This window comes from Algoriphagus litoralis (assembly GCF_003259255.1).
Lineage (GTDB): Bacteria > Bacteroidota > Bacteroidia > Cytophagales > Cyclobacteriaceae > Algoriphagus > Algoriphagus litoralis.
This window is the reverse complement of the sequence record NZ_QGOL01000014.1, coordinates 75,220-89,754: the sequence shown is the minus strand read 5'-3', so window position 1 is coordinate 89,754 and position 14,535 is coordinate 75,220. Positions and strand designations below refer to the sequence as shown.

At 45.3% G+C, this 14,535-nt stretch carries 12 protein-coding genes; 2 read left to right on the top strand and 10 right to left on the bottom strand.

The window, feature by feature from the left end; genetic code table 11:
* Positions 1–141 precede the first annotated feature (141 nt).
* Complete coding sequence (locus tag DK188_RS16775) at positions 142–1,176, top strand: LLM class flavin-dependent oxidoreductase (RefSeq protein ID WP_111671997.1); 1,035 nt, start codon at positions 142–144, stop codon at positions 1,174–1,176.
* A 31-nt stretch (positions 1,177–1,207) separates the two neighbouring features.
* Here the strand turns inward: DK188_RS16775 and DK188_RS16770 are convergent, their stop codons facing one another.
* From DK188_RS16770 to DK188_RS16755, 4 genes are all read right to left on the bottom strand, one after another.
* A complete protein-coding gene (locus tag DK188_RS16770; RefSeq protein WP_111671996.1) occupies positions 1,208–1,630 on the bottom strand; it encodes a rhodanese-like domain-containing protein in 423 nt (140 codons plus the stop codon).
* Positions 1,631–1,712: 82 nt separating this feature from the next.
* Positions 1,713–2,951: a glutamate-5-semialdehyde dehydrogenase gene (locus tag DK188_RS16765; RefSeq protein WP_111671995.1), complete on the bottom strand. Its 1,239-nt coding sequence runs from the start codon at positions 2,949–2,951 to the stop codon at positions 1,713–1,715.
* The gene (gene proB / locus DK188_RS16760; protein ID WP_111671994.1) at positions 2,944–4,026 is read right to left on the bottom strand and encodes a glutamate 5-kinase; all 1,083 of its coding nucleotides are present in this window, start codon (positions 4,024–4,026) and stop codon (positions 2,944–2,946) included. Before proB ends, DK188_RS16765 begins: the two co-directional genes overlap by 8 nt.
* Positions 4,027–4,173: 147 nt before the next feature.
* Positions 4,174–5,046, bottom strand: a complete 873-nt coding sequence (locus DK188_RS16755) for a geranylgeranylglycerol-phosphate geranylgeranyltransferase (RefSeq protein ID WP_198673037.1) — start codon at positions 5,044–5,046, stop codon at positions 4,174–4,176.
* A 145-nt stretch (positions 5,047–5,191) separates the two neighbouring features.
* Between DK188_RS16755 and DK188_RS16750 the strand changes: the two genes are divergently transcribed.
* A complete protein-coding gene (locus DK188_RS16750; RefSeq protein ID WP_111671992.1) occupies positions 5,192–6,562 on the top strand; it encodes a Gfo/Idh/MocA family protein in 1,371 nt (456 codons plus the stop codon).
* Positions 6,563–6,709: 147 nt separating this feature from the next.
* On the opposite strand, the gene DK188_RS16745 is transcribed toward DK188_RS16750, so the two are convergent.
* From DK188_RS16745 to sucD, 6 genes are all read right to left on the bottom strand, one after another.
* The gene (locus DK188_RS16745) at positions 6,710–7,324 is read right to left on the bottom strand and encodes a DUF4230 domain-containing protein (RefSeq protein WP_111671991.1); all 615 of its coding nucleotides are present in this window, start codon (positions 7,322–7,324) and stop codon (positions 6,710–6,712) included.
* A 102-nt stretch (positions 7,325–7,426) separates the two neighbouring features.
* Positions 7,427–8,377 carry a carbon-nitrogen hydrolase family protein gene (locus tag DK188_RS16740; RefSeq protein WP_111671990.1) on the bottom strand — a complete coding sequence of 317 codons (951 nt, stop codon included), beginning with the start codon at positions 8,375–8,377 and terminating at the stop codon, positions 7,427–7,429.
* 149 nt (positions 8,378–8,526) lie between these two features.
* Entirely contained in the window at positions 8,527–9,387 is an 861-nt protein-coding gene (locus DK188_RS16735) for an ROK family protein (protein ID WP_111671989.1), read from the bottom strand.
* Positions 9,388–9,485: 98 nt separating this feature from the next.
* Complete coding sequence (locus DK188_RS16730; RefSeq protein WP_111671988.1) at positions 9,486–11,813, bottom strand: PIG-L family deacetylase; 2,328 nt, start codon at positions 11,811–11,813, stop codon at positions 9,486–9,488.
* A 244-nt stretch (positions 11,814–12,057) separates the two neighbouring features.
* On the bottom strand, positions 12,058–13,512 hold the full coding sequence (locus DK188_RS16725) for a DUF294 nucleotidyltransferase-like domain-containing protein (RefSeq protein WP_111671987.1): 1,455 nt from the start codon (positions 13,510–13,512) through the stop codon (positions 12,058–12,060).
* Between the two features lie 110 nt (positions 13,513–13,622).
* Positions 13,623–14,504 carry a succinate--CoA ligase subunit alpha gene (gene sucD, locus DK188_RS16720; RefSeq protein WP_111671986.1) on the bottom strand — a complete coding sequence of 294 codons (882 nt, stop codon included), beginning with the start codon at positions 14,502–14,504 and terminating at the stop codon, positions 13,623–13,625.
* Positions 14,505–14,535: the final 31 nt, after the last annotated feature.

Sequence of the window (14,535 nt, the reverse complement as noted above, 5' to 3'; positions counted from 1 at the left end):
AATAAGTGCTTCCCAAGGGTGAAACTTGGGTGGAAAACTCCTCAATCCAAAAGTTTCATTACGTAAATATTGGGTAAATCAATTCTGAATTTTTCGGAGAAGCTTTCGGTTTACAAGTAAATCAAAAGAAAGGATTACTCCATGGAAATTGGAATAGACAGCTTTGCCGCATTCCCTACAGACGGAAATGGGACCATTAAAGGCACAGCTCAGGAAGCAATAACCGCTTTACTCGCCAGAATCAAACTTGCCGATGAAGTCGGTCTGGATGTCTTTGGCATTGGAGAGCATCACCGCAAGGAATTCTTGGACTCAGCTACGGCCATTATTTTGGCTGCAGCGGCAGCGCAAACCAAGAAAATAACACTAACCAGTGCCGTCACGGTCCTCAGTGCAGCCGATCCAGTGCGGGTTTTTCAGGAATTTGCCACCTTGGATCTGGTCTCAAATGGACGGGCTGAATTGGTGGTCGGAAGAGGTTCATTTACTGAGGCTTTTCCACTATTCGGCCTCAGATTGGAGGATTATGACAAGCTCTTTGCTGAGAAATTGGGCCTGCTGCTGCAAATTAATCAGCAGGAAATTATTAATTGGTCGGGGAAATTCAGACCCGCGCTCAATAATCAACCGATCTATCCAAGACCACTTCAAAAGCAACTTCCCATTTGGCTCGGCGTGGGTGGCACACCAGGATCATTTGTCAGAGCAGGGTCGCTTGGACTTCCACTGATGGTCGCGGTGATTGGAGGGGAGACGCATCGTTTTCGTTCGTTGATCGATCTGTATCGTGAAGCAGGTGAAAAGGCAGGACATCCAAAAGAAAAGCTAAAAGTGGGCCTTCATTCCCTAGGCTTCGTTGGCAAATCGCATGAGGAGGCGGTAGAAACATACTATCCCGGCTATGCTGAAACCTTCACACGAATCGGAAAAGAGCGGGGATGGCCGCCTGTAACCCGTGGACACTTTGAGGCTCAGAACTCGAGAAGAGGGGCCTATCTGGTGGGCGAACCTGAGGAAGTGGCGGAAAAAATCCTTCGACACAGTGAAGCTTTGGGAGGAATCGACCGATTTACTTTCCAAATGGACAATGCCGGCCTAAGCCATGAGCAACTCAGTGACTCGATTGAATTGATTGGGAATGCTGTAGCACCTTTAGTGAAACGGGCTCTACACTAAATCAGATTCTGGGCAAATGCCGCTCGTCGGATTATTCTCTGACGACCGGCATTCCAGCTCTAGCCCAGCCTTGGATACCCCCGCTAAGATGGTAGACTTTGGTAAAACCCTGTTGCAGCAGCATGTCGGCGGCTTCTTTGCTTCTCGATCCCACAGCGCAATAGATATAGATTTCTTTTTCCTTGGGTAGTTGGTCTACTTGAGATTGAAAGCTGGGTAAGAAGTAGTCCATTTCCAGTGCACCTTCAATTTTTCCTTCGGCAATTTCCTCAGGTGTACGCACATCGATGATGATCCCGGCTGAGCTTTTGGCCTGAAATTCTGCGGGATTCAAATTCACAACCGCCGCAGTTGCCAGTGCCTGAGTCGAGGATAAATCAGAATTAGGCTTTTTTGATTCACAGGCTGATAAAGACAATATGCCTGCAGTAAGGGTGATGAGGTACTTATTCATTGCGCTTGGGTTTAATGCAAAAATGAGAAATCACTAGCGGTGGAAATGTGAGTTTTGATACCAAGTGAATTTTGGCCCAGTGTTAACGTATCTGCCCTTTTCCTCGGACCACCCACTTGTAGCTCGTGAGTTCGCGGAGTGCCATAGGGCCTCGCGCATGGAGTTTTTGGGTGCTGATGCCGATTTCTGCACCCAAGCCAAATTGATTTCCGTCGGTGAACGCAGTAGAAGCATTGGCATATACAGCTGCCGCGTCGACTTCCAGAAGGAATCGCTCAATGTTTTCAAGATTTTCGGAAATGATGGCTTCCGAATGTTTGGAGGAATAGGTTGCGATGTGATCCAGCGCTTCATCCAAGTTTTTCACGGTTTTGATGGCCATTTTCAGGCTTAGAAATTCCGTTCCAAAGTGGCTTTCATCCGCTTTCTGAATCAATTCATGCCGCTGCAGGTGAGCAAAAGATTTTTCATCCGCAAAGATTTTTACATTGTCCAGCATCAGCGGGTGGACAAGTTCTCCTAGCTCGTCAAGCAATTCTTCGTGAATAATCAGGCAGTCCAACGAATTGCAGACACTGGGACGACGGGTTTTAGCGTTGTGAATGATTTTTTTGGCTTTTTCCAGATCTGCGAATTCGTCGACATACGTATGGACGATTCCAGCTCCTGTCTCTATGACTGGTACTTTGGCATTTTCGCGCACAAAATTGATCAAACCCTGGGAGCCGCGGGGGATTATCACGTCCACATATCCCACTGCTTCCAATAGGGCTTTGGTTGCGCTTCGATCAGGAGGTAAAAGCTGGAAAGCTGAAGTCGGTAATCCATGCTTGGTCAAAACCTGATGGATTAGGCTGAGAATAGCCCGATTGGAAAAATCCGCATCCGAACCACCCTTTAACACCAGTCCGTTTCCGGATTTGATGGCGAGGGAAAAGACATCAAAGGTCACATTTGGGCGGGCTTCGTAGATGATCCCAATGACACCCAATGGCACTGTGATTTTGGTTAGGAGCAATCCATTTTCCAGTTTTTTCGCTTCCAAGCTATGGTGCAGCGGACTAGGAAGAGACTTTACCTGTCGGATTTCTGCAGCAATTCCTTCGATTCTGGACTCATTTAGAAGCAGTCGGTCATACATCGGATGAGATGGTTCCATCCGCTTCAGGTCTTTTTGGTTTTCCTCCAAAAGAAAAGTTATCTCACGCTCAGCCAGCGTAGCAAGGTCTTCCAAGACCAGATTGACCAAGCCGTCACTGATCCCTGTCAGCCTCCGGCTGCTTCGTTGAACTTGCTCAAAAATGGGAGTGAAGTCATTCATGATCGAAAAGGTACAAGTAATCGTAATGAATCAATGGCTTTTGATTCTTTTGTCCCATCCGCTCCAAAGCATATTTGGAAGCGTATTCAGCTCTTCCAAGCCCGATTTTTTTTCCTTTTTCGTCGCAGAGGAGGAGAATGTCTCCTTTGGAAAACTCGCCTTCGATTCGCGTGATCCCGATCGGCAAAAGACTGCGGATTACTGACGAAGTCAGGGAAATCTTTGCACCTTCATTGATGGTGATTTCACCTTTATAGTATTGTGCACCATGAGCCAGCCATTTCTTAGGAGCATTCTTGACCTTTTGGGGCTCAAACCAAGTGCATCGCAAAGTTTTTGCGGTGAATTCATCCAGCACTCCGACTCGCTTACCATTGGCAATGATCACTTGGATGCCAAGGTCTGCAGACTTTTTGGCCATGGTGTATTTGGTCAGCATGCCTCCCCGGCCGAAAGACGATTTGGTCGCTGAGATGTATGCGGAAACTTCAGGCATGGAGTAGGCGACTTTTTCGATCAGTTGCGAACCGGGTTCATGGGGATTTCCTGTGAAAATTCCGTCCACATTGGTCAGCAGCATGAGCGTGTCCGCATTGACCATGGCAGCGGTGAGGCTTGCCAATTCGTCATTGTCTGTAAACATCAACTCGGTGATCGTGACCGTGTCATTTTCATTGATGATGGGGAGGATACCCTGCTGAAGCAAAGCCTCAATGCAGTTTTTCATATTGAGGTAATGCTTTCGATCCCGGAAATCTTCCTTTGTCACCAAAATCTGGGCGATGGGTTGATTTAGATTTTCAAAAAGCTGTTGGTATTGATTGATCAAGCGGATCTGGCCTGTGGAAGCCCAAATCTGCTTCTTTATGACAGGATTGAGTTTTTCTGCAAGGGAAATGGATTGTCTGCCAAAAGCCACGGCTCCCGAACTGACAAGGACCACTTTCTTTCCTGAGGAAATGAGTCCTTGGATTTGAGCCACCAAATGCTGCATTCGATCCAAATCCGGCATCCCATTGGATTGGGTGAGGACATTTGAACCGATCTTGATGACGATTACCTTACTTTCCAGCATTCTTTAGAAAATTTGCATGAAATTAAGGAAGATGTTAGGGAATTGCTAATAGAGGGGCTAGACAGAAGTTCTTTGGCCTTCTATTCAGTATTCGATATCGAAAGCTGAACGTTGAATGTTCGAGGTTTTCCCAACGTAAACCTTAAATCATAAAAACCCCATACTTAGGGTTCCGACGAGCATCAAGATTTTGGCTATGGTGCTTAGTTTGGTGAAATGGGTCTTGCGATCTGCTTGGTAGATTTTTCGCATAAACCAAAGAAAAACTGCCCCCAAAATCCCAAAATAAATAAATAGGACAGGATTGTTGATTTTAAACGTGACAAGCAGAATCGAACAGACAAACGCGAATGCGATAACAAAAATCACCTGTTTGGTCTTACGAAAACCAATGACGATCGGGAGCGTTCTGCATCCGTGCTTTCGGTCCCCGGGACGGTCCTCGATGTCTTTGATGATCTCCCGGATCAGATTCAGGAAGAAGGCAAAGATGGAATACGTTAAGACCAGCAATTCAGATTTTTGGTAATAATATGCGATCATGTAGATCGAAAGCCCCGTGAGAAATGCCACTGTCAAATTCCCGATGAATGGCTCCCGTTTCAGCCGGTTGCTGTAAAGCCAAAGTAAAAATGCTGCAAAAAAGTTAATCAAAGCTATTCTGGGAGAGACTAGATAGCCCAAGCCAATGGCTGAGAAATTCAAAACAGTATGAAGGAATATCACCATTCTCCGTTTGATGCCTTTGCCCACGACTACCTCATGAGGGCGGTTGACATAGTCAATTTTGACGTCATAGTAATCGTTGATCATGTAGCCTGCAGCCGTGATCATGACTGTCGAAAGGATCAAAAGATATAACCTGAAATCCTGCAAGACAGGAAGGCCCAGAGGTGTCGTTTCTACCAAAAAGTAAGCGGTCATTCCCTGCGCAAAAGCGACCAGCAATAGATTGATAGGTCTACTGATCCTGAAAAGCCCCCTGATCGAAATGCTGCGCTCCATCGTCCTCGAATTCATGATTTAAAAATAGGGGAATTCAAACTCCTTTCCAGAGCTTATTTTACCTTCCTGTAGAATATAAATCGATTCCGTAATTTCTGAGGTGCATTTTTTAAGTTTTCCCTAACTTCCTAGCTGTGAATACGAATCAACCCATAATACCATGAACAAAGCAAGAAATCAGTCCAGAAGGGATTTTATTGCCAAGACCGGGGGGCTACTAGCCGGATCACTACTGATTCATCCTGTGGCTGAAGCCCTGTCGATTTTCAACAAACCTGGCGAAAAAATGAAGCTAGCGATGGTAGGCACAGGAGTCAGAGGCCTAGCCATGTGGGGTCGGGATGTAATCCGAGCCTACTCTGAACAAGTCGAGTTTGTTGGGCTTTCAGATAAAAATGAAGGTCGACTCCAATACGGCCAAACTTACATGGGTTTGGAATGTCCACTTTTCCTGAATGCAGATGAAATGCTGGCCAAAACTAAGCCGGATGTGCTGATCGTCACTACCATGGACAGTACCCATCACGAATTCATCGTCAAAGGACTCATGGCAGGCATGAATGTCATTTCCGAAAAGCCGATGACCACTGATGAGGTGAAAATGCAGGCTATTTTGGAAGCTGAGCGAAAGTCAGGCAAAAAACTCATTGTGACATTCAACTACCGATACTCCCCTCACCGGCAGAAATTGTATGAGTTGCTCCGGGCAGGAGAAATAGGCACGATCACTTCGGTGGATTTTCACTGGTACCTCGACACTTCCCACGGAGCCGATTACTTCCGTAGATGGCATGGAAGGAAAGAATTTGGGGGCACATTGTTGGTCCATAAGTCTACGCATCACTTCGACTTATTGAATTGGTGGCTGGATTCCGATCCGGAGGAAGTTTATGCCTATGGCGCATTGGAATTTTATGGCAAAAATGGACCTTTTCGCTCTACTACCTGTCGGGGATGCCCTCATGCCAGCTCATGTGATTTCCACTGGGACATCACCAAGAGCGATCACTTGACCAAGCTCTACGTGGATAATGAAAAGTACGACGGCTATCATCGGGACGGCTGTGTTTTCCGTGAGGAAATTGATATCTATGATAAGATGGCTGTGCAGATCCGCTACAAGAATAAGGTCCAAGTCAGCTACTCATTGACTACCTATTCGCCCTACGAAGGATACCGAATTGCATTCAATGGAACCAAAGGGAGGCTGGAAGCTTGGATCAAGGAAAGCCAGCCTTGGGATGAGAAAAGTGAGGATGAAATCGTGTTGGTGAAAAACTTCGGGGAGCGTCATGTCATCACAGTGCCTCAGGGCGGTGGTGGACATGGAGGAGGAGATACCCGTTTGAAAAACAAACTTTTCCTCGATACCAACGCGCCCGATCCCTGGAGACAATCTGCCGGAAGCCGAGATGGTGCGATGTCCTGTTTGATCGGTATTGCTGCCCGAAATTCCATAGAGCAGGGAAAACCAATCAAAATTCAGGATCTGACAGATATTCCCCTGCAAGTAAGCGGACGAGGGGCATAGCGAAGTATGAAGATTGGAAATACGAAGTACGAAACGTGAAATTCGAAATCCCGCATGGTATTGGCAATGCGGGATTTTTGTTTTTTAGGTGGTGATGAAAAGTAAAGCTCTATTTAATGCTTTGTTATTTCCAGATAGGAACCACTCTTACTTTTTGATTAAGCTAAGTTCTTCCTCACTTCCAATTACTTTTTCCTCATACATCAGCGTCCAACCCAACGATTTGGTCAGGACATAAAAATTAGTCAGCTCGGCGAGAAGTCGGTCTTGGGCATTGACCATGAGCTCTGACTTCTCGATCTGAGAGCGAATCTGTGCTGTGACTGAGCTTTTGATTTTATTGTAATCTTTTGCTTCAAATGAATTGAAATAATCCTGGGTGACATCGTAGTATTCGATATCCGGATAGATATTCAGGACAGGTTTTGGGATTTTTTTGAGAATCAAGGTTTTGTTTTCTGCGTCAATCTGAGTTTCCAAAAGCCTCAGATCATATTCGACGGTTGCCTTGGTGTTGACTACGACTAGGGCTTTTTTATCTGAGGTCCAAAGATTGAGAAATAGGCTTTGAGAGTTTTTGAAGGTGAAAACTTTGGAATAGAAGCCCTCGGTGACGATGAGTTTACCGACCTGGTTGATCTGAGTTTGGATCAATTCGGAGCTAGCGCGTAGCTCTTCCCGTTCTTGCTTTCCGGTGTAGAAAAACCAAAACCCGCCAAAAAATACCAAAGCGATGAGAAATCCGAACCCAAATCTATTCATAAGATGACTTGAAAAACTGAACTTGAAATTGAAGAAAATCTAAGCCTGATCCAATGGAGAGGCTGGATTGATTGAAAATTTATTAAAATACCAGAGCGCCTTTTATTCATATCTGACGCTGCGCTGTCTTTCCCGATTCACCGTCAATTGAAGGACGTCGGGTCGGGAATAATGTCCCACGGAATCGAAGTTTTGCCGCTCTTCCAGGATTCGATTGAAGTCCAGCGTTTGGTAGAAAATACCTTCCTGATCTGCTATGGGCTCCAAAATCCACTTGCCATTCGGTCCGGCGATGCAGCTGCCGCCATTACCGAGTACGTCTGGGCAGTTTTCCAGAATCACGTCCAAATGGGGGGTGTCCGATGGAAAATCGTTTTTACGCATCAAACTAGAAACAGAAATGACAAAAGAGCGGCCCTCTTGAGCGATCATGCGGGTGATATTTTCGGTGTTCCGAACAGATCCCGGCCAAACGGCAATGTGGAGGTTTTCTCCCAATCCATACAAGGCAGTTCTTGCCAGAGGCATCCAGTTTTCCCAGCAATTCAGTCCACCGACAGTGAATGCCTTGAGCGGATGAACTTGAAGTCCGTTTCCATCTCCGGGAGACCAAGTCAATCGCTCTTCATAAGTTGGCTGGAGTTTACGGTGAACAGAGCAGATTTCACCTGATGGATTAATGTAGACTAGAGAACAGTACAGACTGTGACCACCTCGATCCTGAGCACGCTCGATGATGCCTAGGTAAATGGCGATTTGATGTTTTTTGGCTAAGTCTTGGATTTCTTTCAAGTCACCTGATTCGATCTGAACCGCATTTCGAAGATAGTGGGCATGGATTTCCTTTTGGATTTTAGTATCCCAAGCTGAAGCATGGGTGATCGAAAGCCACCAGGGATAACCAGGCACAAGCCCTTCTCCAAATACGATCAACTCCGCTTTATTTTCTGAGGCTTCGGTGATGGCACATTTGACTTTTTCCAGAGTAGCGACTTTATCGAGCCAGATGGGAGAGATTTGAGCGAGGGCGACCGTGAGAGTAGAGGCAGGCATTCGGATTGTTTTTTTGAAATCAGGTACTTCAAGAATAGGTCAATAAATCGAAAATCCTTGTGGCTAATTTTTCTTTGAAAATTAGATCAAAAAAAAGCGATTTCTAAGAAATCGCCATTTTTAACTAACAAAACCAACTTATACTATTTTCACGCAGTGACCATATCTTCTTCGACATCGACCAGCGCTACAGCGCCGTGAATGGCGGTCTCATCCAGTTCGGAAATGAGGATTTTGAGACTAGCTAAGACAGAGGGATAGCTGAACGTTTCCAAAGACTTGAATAGGGATTTTTTGAATAGCGGATATGTTTTGCGAATAGATCCTCCCAAGACGATGGCCTCAGGAGCAAATGAATACATGATCATCTTGAATAGCTCACCGAGGTGGCTGCCAAATTCCTCGTATGCTCGAATGGCTACTGGATCACCTGCCAAGGCAAGCTTTGCCAATGCTTTGGGCTTGGAATGGTAGAAGTTTTGGAAAAATTTTCCAGAGCAGTAATACTCATAGTTGTGGTCCAAATAAGGTGCGCTGCACCATTCGCCTGCCGCAGAAAAAAGGCCAGAATACAAATGACCATTGATCACGATTCCCCCGCCGGTACCCGTGCCAAGGGTAATCCCCACCAAGTTTTTGAAAGGCCTGCCGACCCCGTATTTGTGGACTCCGATAGCAAAACAGTTTGCGTCATTGTTGATGAAAACAGGCTTTGAAAATCGTTCGGTCAGAAATTTCCGAAGTTCCACATGCTGAAAGGAAGGAATATTAGCCAGACCAAGTACAATACCTTCCTGGGTATCTACCAGTCCCGGAATCCCTATACCGATTCCTACAAATTCATAATGACTATAGGTGGCTATAAAATCTGCAATTGTCTCAAGAATAAAGGCCTTGCTTTCCAAAGCAGGGGTGGGAATGGAACGAATGTCCTCGAGGTGTCCTTTGATCAGGATACCTCCCTTGATGCCGGTGCCTCCGATATCTAATCCTAAGATGGCTTTTTCCATTCGATTTGGGCAATTGTTTTGGTTGATCGGATAAATGCAGAAAGCCGCCAAGACAATCCTGACCGCTTTCTGAGGTTTTTCTAGTTTAGAAAGAAGGCTTAAAGCATTCCTTCGATGGATTTTTCAAGTTCACGAGCAGTGGCCAAAAACTCTTCCACATTCATGTCACGGAAGAAAATAAGACCGTGACTTGCTCTTACTTTGGCTCGTTCGTGGAGGTAGAAGTAATTTTTCCCAAGCAAAAGCTGTATGTCGTTCAATTGTCCTACCCAAGTCCGTTTTGCAACAGTACTGAATTTCCCGTTGTGAGAATAGCTTGGGAAAGAGGCATTGACCTGGCTCAGGTAACAATTGGAGAAAGAATCTTCCATGACTGACATGTCTCCTAGCGACACTGGCACAATCACATTGGCTTCATGCGGTTCAAATTTGAACCAAACATTACGATAACCAAGTATCCTTAGATTGCTCGTGTCATGCTCTTCGCCCCATTTTTTTACAGCCTCTGCAGTTGCCTGAAGTACTTTGTAATGGGTGTCAGGACCTGAACCTTCCGGATCGAGCGTTAAACTAATCTTCGTTGGTTTGATTTTTCTGAACATTTCTACGATCGGTTCTACGTCACGTGTCTTGTCCGGCTGCTCAGTGAAGATATCCCCTGTGTAAAAACCAAGGCGAAGGTGATGTACATTTTTGACCTGTACTCCGAAGTGAGCCCATACCAACTCCTCCTCAAACTCACGGATCATGCCTTTGAGTTTTTGAATTTTGGAAGGGTTTTTCTCCCCGTCGTACGAATTCTTCAAGATGCTGATGACATCATTGATCGTCTCTCGGAGTTGTGTTTTGTTTTTGACTCCATAGACGATGACTAGGGCTCTGACTACGCGGTGGCAAAGTCCTCGCTTGCGTGCATCGGGATTTTCGGAGGCTACATTGGTTAGGAAGTGGTAGACATCTTTATCAGTTTTCAGGCTGTATCCCACCTCAAAGAAGTCTTCGAAGTTGACCATTTGAATCTTGCCTTCATCCAGGAGCTTTTTGGTGTGCTGCAGGGTATCAATGACGAATGAGTTGGTCACCGCTGTAAATCCCGAGGTGAGTACCGAGAAGTGTGCCTCATTGGTTGGCTCGCTCAGCTGATTGGTGATGTGAGGAAGAATGCCCAAGGAAATGTCATCGTGGTGCGGTCCGGTGTGGAGCAATACTTCATTGCTCTCCTGCTCCAGTCCTTTGGCCAACTTCGCCTCGGTACTTTTCATCACTTGATTGACGGTGTCCTCAGAGAGCCCCGGAATGAGCTTGGTATATTTGTCAGCTTTGAGGTCTTCGATTTTGATCCGGTGACCGTATTTGTTGAGTTTTTTACAAAGCTCTATGACTGCGCGCTCAGTCTTTTCAAAGGTCCATTCGCCTTTTTGATAATAGGCGTCCATGGAGTCTGTGAGCTTGACAGCTGCACCTTTGGTCAGATAGAATCGACCGTTTTTAAGCTTCTGTAGGACAGTAGCAGGATAGACATTGTTCATTTTGGTCTCCAGGGAATCTTTTACGATTCCGGCTTTCGCCTCTCCTGCTGCAATGATGATTCCGACCGCTTCTGGATTGTAAACTATTGTTTCCAGACCGATGGTGATCACGAGACGGTTAGAGGAAACTTCGATTCCACCCAAATCACCTGCTGCTACAGCCTGTGTTTCAAAGTTGGTGTCCGTCAGTCGAGTCACAGAGAACAAGTGTGAGCCTCGGGTATTGAAGGCAATGTGTCCGTCAGGTCCGATGCCTCCCAAGAAAAATCCGATCCCACCACGATCTCTGATGCGCTGCTCATATTCTCCGCACCATTGGTCAATCATGTAGATCGATTGCTGTTGAAGCTTCTCCAGGTCATTGATTGGGTCACGGAATCTAAGCGAAAGATCAACTTTCAAATCAGGAAATACTTGCTTGAAATGAAGGCCGTTGGCTAAAGGGATTTCATCCGAATTGATCAGAATTGCTTTTTCCTTGGAAAGCCCAAAGCCATTGATGTAAAATTTATTGACGTAGTCGAAAAAGCTGTTGTGCTGTGAAGACGAAATAGGGTAAAATTCATCAATCTGTACAAAAGTGAGATCCTTTAGTACCGGTTTTTTGGTAGCGCCCAATCCGTATTTTTCCCGTACTTCTTTGCCTTTTTTAGAGTCCCAGTTTTCGAGTAAAAATTGAGTCCACTTGATGAAAAATTCCGGTGTTTTTCCGGTCGGTAGGCTGATGACTCCCTCAGGATTGGCAGCGGCCCATTCCAAGAATCGGCAGGCGGTAAGCAATCCTAGCTTGGGGAAATTGTCTACGGTAAGATAAGGGATCAGGGTCGAGATCTTGTCAACTCCGGATTCCGCCAAGAAGGCTTTTTCAACTTCGGAGAGTGGGTACTTACTGAGCATACTGAAGAGACAGATTAGGTTGTGTAAGATTTATTGTTTTGAAACAGACATAAATCCAAGTTTTGGAAGGATAGAAATTGAATTTGGCCAAATAAAAATTCGAAAATAAGATTTTTACTTAGCGAATATCAAATTTTAATCTCCCTCAACCGCAATTTATTTGTTTGAACAAAATTAAAAAACTTTAATTAATAAAAAACAACTTTTATAAAAAATTTATAAAAGTATTTCAAAAATCAGAAAATTATAAGCTGCGAGTAAAGGATAACTTGATTCTGGATTGGAATTCTTCAATAACTTTAAAAATTTCAATCAGGGTGACTTGTTGTACTTTGGTCAGTGAGTTTACCTTGAGGTAATTTTTGGGTTTTTGATTTTTTTCCATGATATAGGCTGCCTGATTTTCCAGCCTCATACTCATTAGATATTCAAATGCGTGAATGAGCTCTACGGCTTCTTTTTCCGAAAAAACCCCTTTTTCCCGCAATTGATTGATTCGTTCATTGGTATTGGTTTGGAAAATTTTATGCTTCAGTGCATACACTCGAGCCAAATCCACAATTGGCCTCATGGTTTGTTTGAGGTTCAGTTGCTTCTCTCCGTCGATTTCTTCGGTTTTGATTCTCCTGAAAAAAGTCAGAGGGGGCTCGTATTGGAGCGCATTGTATCCCAGGTTGATGAAAAACCGTTCCGGGGCCTCTTCCACTAATTGGCCCATGTAATCTTTAAGCTCATCCAAAAGTGAAAATTCGCCATAGATCGCCCTGCAATCAAAAAAAGTAGAGTAGTTCATCGCAGTCTCCTGAGAAGCATCCGAAATCCAGGTATCGTAGTTCCGCTTCCAATGGGAAAGGGAATGGGTCCATTTGGGATTCATTGCCATGAGTTCACCGGAGCAAAACACAATTCCGATCTGATCCAGAGCAGTAGAGACCCGGGTGGCAAAGTCTAAAAAGTAGGTGCGTACTTCTTCTCGGTGTTCATTCGCCTTGTCTTCATAGATGAGGGCATTATCTTGATCGGTTTTGAGGGTAAGTTCCCCTCTGCCTTCGCTTCCCAAAACAAAAAAAACAAACTTGGCAGGTGCAGGTCCCAAATCCTTCATCACTCGCTCAATGACACGCTGAGTAATGGTGTCAGCGACGGTAGTTATGATCTGATTGATCAATCCTGCTTTCATCCCCCTAGTGCTCAGGATGTGGATGATCTCTGGCATTCTTGCCCATTTCTGTTGCAATTCAGGAATTTGTCTGGCTTCCTTGACTGATTGGATAAACATAAATGGTCCCTGACTTTGCTCAGTAAGGATCTTGGTCCGGCTGATCCATCCTACAAATGCATCATTTTCCTTTACCAGTAGGTACCTGGATTTGGTCTGAAACATTAATATCAAGGCTTCGGTCAGGCTAGTGTCAGGATGGATGCTCACCATGTCAAATTCCATGATCTGGGATACTGGAAGTTCGGAAGGGAGTCTCTCCGCTAGCAGTCGGTCTCTTAAGGTGATGTCGGTGATGTATCCGGAGATTTCCTGAGGAGAATTGCCGATGAATAGGCAACTGACTTTTTCCTTTTTCATCAGTGCAGCACATTCGTGGACTGGATCACTGTGCCGGGCCATTCTCAAATGCCGGAAATGAAGATCACGCACACTTTTGGTGTAAAATTGATCCGAAAGGAAGGTGCCTGAGGTCTCCATGATTTTAAATTACAAAAACTGGGTTGCTTTACTGCAGTCCCAAAACAAACCTGCCCCGAATTTTCATTCGAGGCAGGTTATTGAATTATTGCAAAAGCTTGAAGTGGAATTTATACCGACACGCCAAGTACTCTAGCCATCACAGCTCCGATCTCAGCCGGAGATTCTGCTACATGGATTCCGTTTTCTTTCATGATTCTGATTTTGGCAGCTGCTGTATCATCAGCTCCACCGATGATAGCTCCAGCATGGCCCATCCTACGGCCAGGAGGTGCTGTCTGTCCCGCGATGAATCCTACCACAGGCTTTTTATTGCCGTTTTCGCGAATCCATTTAGCTGCTTCAGCTTCATAGTTACCGCCGATTTCGCCGATCATGACGATAGCATCTGTTTCTGGATCATTCATCAGCATTTCTACAGCTTGCTTGGTAGAAGTACCAATGATTGGGTCACCGCCGATTCCGATTGCAGTAGATACGCCTAAGCCTGCTTTTGCAACTTGATCTGCAGCTTCATAGGTTAAGGTTCCCGACTTAGATACGATACCAATTCTTCCTGGTCTGAAAACAAAGCCCGGCATGATTCCCACTTTGGCCTCGCCTGGAGTGATGACACCTGGACAGTTTGGACCGATGAGCACACAGCCTCTTTCTTTGATATAAGGCTTAGCCGTCATCATGTCCGCTACCGGAATACCTTCCGTGATGGTAATGATGACTTTGATTCCGGCGTCCGCAGCTTCCATGATGGCATCCGCAGCGAATGCAGGTGGTACAAAAATAATGGAAACATCAGCTCCTGTCACTTGAACCGCTTCTTCGACAGAATTGAAAACAGGTCTTTCCAAATGGGAGGAGCCGCCTTTGCCTGGGGTTACACCACCCACGACGTTGGTTCCGTATTCGATCATTTGCTGGGCGTGAAAAGAGCCCTCAGACCCTGTGAATCCCTGTACGATCACTTTGGAATTTTTATTGACTAGTACACTCATGCTTCGATTTTTTAAGTTTGGCACAAAAATA

What these genes read in the sequence shown, in the direction of transcription:
- DK188_RS16765 (WP_111671995.1), bottom strand. Translation starts at nt 2,951, where the DNA reads ATGAATGACTTCACTCCCATTTTTGAGCAAGTTCAACGAAGCAGCCGG.
- DK188_RS16735 (WP_111671989.1), bottom strand. Translation starts at nt 9,387, where the DNA reads ATGGAAAAAGCCATCTTAGGATTAGATATCGGAGGCACCGGCATCAAG.
- DK188_RS16755 (WP_198673037.1), bottom strand. Translation starts at nt 5,046, where the DNA reads ATGAATTCGAGGACGATGGAGCGCAGCATTTCGATCAGGGGGCTTTTC.
- DK188_RS16730 (WP_111671988.1), bottom strand. Translation starts at nt 11,813, where the DNA reads ATGCTCAGTAAGTACCCACTCTCCGAAGTTGAAAAAGCCTTCTTGGCG.
- DK188_RS16740 (WP_111671990.1), bottom strand. Translation starts at nt 8,377, where the DNA reads ATGCCTGCCTCTACTCTCACGGTCGCCCTCGCTCAAATCTCTCCCATC.
- proB (WP_111671994.1), bottom strand. Translation starts at nt 4,026, where the DNA reads ATGCTGGAAAGTAAGGTAATCGTCATCAAGATCGGTTCAAATGTCCTC.
- sucD (WP_111671986.1), bottom strand. Translation starts at nt 14,504, where the DNA reads ATGAGTGTACTAGTCAATAAAAATTCCAAAGTGATCGTACAGGGATTC.
- DK188_RS16775 (WP_111671997.1), top strand. Translation starts at nt 142, where the DNA reads ATGGAAATTGGAATAGACAGCTTTGCCGCATTCCCTACAGACGGAAAT.
- DK188_RS16745 (WP_111671991.1), bottom strand. Translation starts at nt 7,324, where the DNA reads ATGAATAGATTTGGGTTCGGATTTCTCATCGCTTTGGTATTTTTTGGC.
- DK188_RS16770 (WP_111671996.1), bottom strand. Translation starts at nt 1,630, where the DNA reads ATGAATAAGTACCTCATCACCCTTACTGCAGGCATATTGTCTTTATCA.
- DK188_RS16725 (WP_111671987.1), bottom strand. Translation starts at nt 13,512, where the DNA reads ATGGAGACCTCAGGCACCTTCCTTTCGGATCAATTTTACACCAAAAGT.
- DK188_RS16750 (WP_111671992.1), top strand. Translation starts at nt 5,192, where the DNA reads ATGAACAAAGCAAGAAATCAGTCCAGAAGGGATTTTATTGCCAAGACC.